This is a genomic window from Sulfuricurvum sp. (genome assembly GCF_023250475.1).
Classification (GTDB): Bacteria; Campylobacterota; Campylobacteria; order Campylobacterales; family Sulfurimonadaceae; genus Sulfuricurvum.
Window position 1 is genome coordinate 6,490 of record NZ_JAHFAQ010000080.1, and the last position, 4,008, is coordinate 10,497.

5 protein-coding genes are annotated in these 4,008 nt (G+C 46.8%); 3 read left to right on the plus strand and 2 right to left on the minus strand.

Annotated elements, in window-relative coordinates:
- The 3 genes from Q0C19_RS08335 to Q0C19_RS08345 all read left to right on the plus strand — a co-directional run.
- A partial coding sequence (locus tag Q0C19_RS08335; protein WP_366823106.1) for an NAD(P)H-dependent glycerol-3-phosphate dehydrogenase occupies positions 1-417 on the plus strand: 417 nt, incomplete at its 5' end.
- A gap of 10 nt (positions 418-427) precedes the next feature.
- Positions 428-718, plus strand: coding sequence for a Dabb family protein (locus Q0C19_RS08340; protein WP_295055037.1), 291 nt, complete (start codon positions 428-430; stop codon positions 716-718).
- 8 nt (positions 719-726) lie between these two features.
- Positions 727-1,788 carry a hypothetical protein gene (locus tag Q0C19_RS08345; protein ID WP_295055039.1) on the plus strand — a complete coding sequence of 354 codons (1,062 nt, stop codon included), beginning with the start codon at positions 727-729 and terminating at the stop codon, positions 1,786-1,788.
- Here the strand turns inward: Q0C19_RS08345 and Q0C19_RS08350 are convergent.
- Positions 1,785-2,690, minus strand: a complete 906-nt coding sequence (locus Q0C19_RS08350) for a D-hexose-6-phosphate mutarotase (protein WP_295055041.1) — start codon at positions 2,688-2,690, stop codon at positions 1,785-1,787. The genes Q0C19_RS08345 and Q0C19_RS08350 overlap by 4 nt on opposite strands.
- Positions 2,691-2,788: 98 nt before the next feature.
- Positions 2,789-4,008: ATP-binding cassette domain-containing protein (locus tag Q0C19_RS08355; RefSeq protein ID WP_295055043.1), on the minus strand; the 1,220-nt coding region annotated here is incomplete at its 5' end.

The window sequence follows — 4,008 nt, forward strand, 5'->3', positions numbered from 1 at the left end:
GGTGCCTATAAAAACGTTATTGCCATAGCTGCAGGGATTTGCGAGGGCCTTTCTTTAGGGCATAATGCTGCCGCGAGTCTGATTGCACGGGGGCTTGTCGAGATGGAGCGCTTCGGCCGAGCCTACGGTGCGACACAGGATAGCTTTTTGGGACTCAGCGGTGCGGGAGATCTATTTCTGACGGCCAGTTCGTCCATGTCCCGCAATTATCGTGTCGGACTCGGATTGGCGCAGGGCAAAGACAAAGAGCAAGTTTGCAAGGAAATCGGTGAAGTTAGCGAGGGGATAGGGACGGCGTACGCTCTTCATGAGATTGCCCAAGCCAGAGGAATCTATCTTCCCATCGCGGCGGAAGTGTACGCTATTTTGGAGGGGAAATCCCCTCGCCAGAGCTTGAAAGATTTGATAGAAAGATAAGGAGATACGGATGTTAGTACATATTGTGATGTTTCAGTTTAAAGAAGAAAACAAAGAGGCCAATATGGCACGCGTAAAAGAGATGCTCGAGGCTTTGCCTTCGAAAATCAATACCTTGCATTCCATGGAAGTTGGGATCGATATCAGCCGAAGCGAGCGATCCTTTGATATGGTTTTGGTCTCTATGTTTGAAGAACAGGCTGCATTGGATATCTACGTTCCTCACCCTGCTCATCAGGAAGTGGTGCAGGTCATCAAAGAAGTGACGACACTTTCTAAAGTCGTTGACTATATACAATAAGGGAATTTGTGGACGAAGTGTTGAGTGTCGAAGAGAAGTCGAATGAAGCGTTCTATAAAAAATATAAAATCCACCTTTCGGTTGCCGCGGCAATCGTAGTCGTCGGAGTGAGTGCGCTGGCACATTATAAAAATGAAAAAGTCAAAGAGGAATTGTTAAACGCAATCAGCGGGTACCAAGAGGGATTGCTCCTTAGCGGCGGAGAACTGAAGCACGGAGCTGTCGGTTGCAGCGGTATCATTACAACCGATTGCGAAATTGAGGGGATTGATCTTTCGATAATGGGGCAAAAGCAGCTCAGTATCCGTTCTCTACGTTTAGGAAATGTGGAAGAGCTTTCGAAGTTGAAAGCATTTTCAGAGGGAAAGCGTACAGAGGCCTCCTTTGATATCGAAGCCGATGAAGTTGCTTTGCCTAAACCGATCCTGGCGCAGATGATTGCCCAAAACGTGAGTAACGCATTTCAGCAAAATACGATGGACAAACTCAGTACGGTCAATTTTGCCCTTAAAGGCGATTTTGAAGGAAGCGTAAACACTATGAGCCATTTGAATATCGATCACTTGCGCATTGACAATACCATTATGCCTCTGGAATTTGCGATGAGCGCGCGTGAGGTTTCGAGCAGCTCGCCGGATTCGATGATCTTAGACCATTTTTCGCTTACTTTGGAAAATCGTACGATTTCGGATGTGACCTACGCATCGGTCAAAAGTTTTACCGACACCCTTCAAAATGATGAAAAAGGGGTATTTCTCAAAGAGTTTAATCTGACCCCTTCTGAGATGAATGATCGAAAAAAGGCATCACAGTGCATCAATACGGCAATTGCCAAACATTTTGAAGCCGATTTGCCGAAAACTCCCGGTATTGTTGAAAAAGATTTGATACGGGCGATGATTCAAATGCTCAAAGGGGAGATAAAAGAGATCACGCTGGACGGTAAAAACCAAAAAGAGTTGAGCATGATCCAACTTCAAAATGCTTTGCAGCAATCCTCAGGGCTGAGCGATGAGGAAGCACGAAAGTTTATGAATGAGAAGTTTAAAATTGAAGTTGAGACGGATTAAACCGCGTCGATAGAATAAACCGCTTTTAGCGTATGCTTCTCTCCGGGTTGCAAGGTGACAATATCGTCTCCCGCATTGGCAGTTTCGAAGCAGAGTATCTTTTTATAATCCTCTAGAGCCAAATCGGCTTTCTGCTCACAGACCCGAATCCACGGATTCCACACTACCGCTGTTTTACTCCCCTCGCATTCAATCCGTATCGTTCGCTTGAGCGTCTCATCATGTATGAGGATGTCATTACCCTCAAACGGATAGATACGGTCGGTTTCGGCATCAATACGGATAGGAACTGTCTGATTTTTTTCAGCTCCGCCGAGAGTTTTGTCTTTGTAAACAAATCCTTCCAATCCCGTTATATGTGTATGGGCAATGTTGCCGAGAGCAAAATAGGTATGAAATGCCTGCGTAAGTTCGATAGGGGTATCTCCCATGTTGCGGGTTGTGAGTTCCAGTGTAAGCGTTTTGCCTACGATGAGTTTTAGAATAAGGCGAAAACGGTGCGGCCACAGTGCGTAGGTTTCGGGAGTATCGGTCAGTTCGAAGGTGATACAGCATTCCCGATCGTTTAGGAGATAGGTGGAGCCGATATTCCACATACGGGTGCGGGCGAGTCCGTGATCATTCCGTCCTTTGGTTTCGGGATCGGGGCCGAACCACGGCCAGCAGATCGGGACACCGCCTCGGATAGGAGTTCCCTCTTGAAAGATCGCTTTTTCGCTGAGAAACAGCAGATCATTGGTGTCGGAAGCGAATGTGTACGAGAGGAGCTGCGCACCGTAGGGGGTGATGGCGGCGGTAGCATGGGGTGTTGTGATGAGGGCGATGGGAAACCCTTCCGGCCCCTCTTTGAACGTTACATACCCTGCGTGTGAGTAGAGTGAATTAAGTTCTTCGATGTCCATACAATAATCCTTAGCAAAATTCTGTCTCGAATGAGGCAAGCTTTAGTGCCATTGCGGCAAGCGTAGCCAAAGGGATTTTATTACTTTGGCGTTCAACATTAATGTTTAAGTGCTTCGATCTCTTCGGCTTTCTCTTCGATCGTTAAGAGCTCATCCACTTTCTCTTCATAGAGTGCTTTTGTTTTTTCAAGCTCTTCTGCCAAAACACTGATCCCGATTTTTTCGTATTTCGCAGGATCGGCGAGAGAGGCGTTGAGCTCATCGATTTTGGCTTCGAGAACCTCAATTTCAGCGGGAAGGGTTGAGAGGGCACGCTGTTCATTAAAGGTGAGTTTTAATACTTTCGGCTTTTCGGCTTGTACTTGAGCCGAAGCGGCAGGTTTGGAAAATTCTGCTTCCATTGCATCCATTTCGATCAGCTCTTTTTCATCTTCGAGGTACTCGCTGTATGGTTTGTAACTCTCTTCTATCGACCCGTCGCCTTTGAAAATAAAGAGCTTTTTAGCGATTTTATCGACAAAATATCTATCATGGCTGACGAGGATAACCGCTCCGGGAAAACTTTGGAGTTTCTCTTCTAAAATATTGATGGTGGGGATATCGAGGTCGTTGGTCGGTTCGTCGAGGATCAGACAATCGACTTTTTTGGTAAAGAGAAGTGCTAGAGCGACACGGTTTTTTTCTCCGCCGCTGAGAACACCCACTTTTTTATCGAGGAACTCTCTCGGAAAGAGAAAGTTTTTGAGATAGCCGTAGACGTGGTAATCCTGTCCCATGACATCGACGCGGTCACCGCCGTGAGGACAGAACGTTTCGATAAGGTTGAGATTATCATCAAGCATCTCGCGGTGTTGATCGAAATAGCCTATGGTGAGTTCTCCGATTTTGATGATCCCGTTGGTAGGTTTGAGCCGTCCGAGGAGTGCTTTCAGGAGTGTCGATTTTCCGCTTCCGTTAGGGCCGACGACGGCGATGACATCTTTTTGGAGTATTCGGGTCGAGAAATCTTTGATGAGGGTTTTATCACCGAGCTTCAGCTCCAGATGCTCGATTTCAAAGAGCATCTTTTGGCGGTTAACCCCCTCCGAACGGTTGAAATGTTTTGCTTCGCGCTCCAGTTCCAGTTTCATCTTTCGAATACGGCTAGGGTTGTTTTTGGCATCTTCGCGCAGCTGCAATACCCGTTGTTTACGCCCTTCATTCCGTTTTAGACGTGCTTTAACCCCTCTTCGGAGCCATTCGTTTTCGCTTTTGAGGAGTTTCAGAAGGTTGTCGTGCTGTTGGGCCATTGTCCGCAATAACTCTTGTTTTTGCTCTA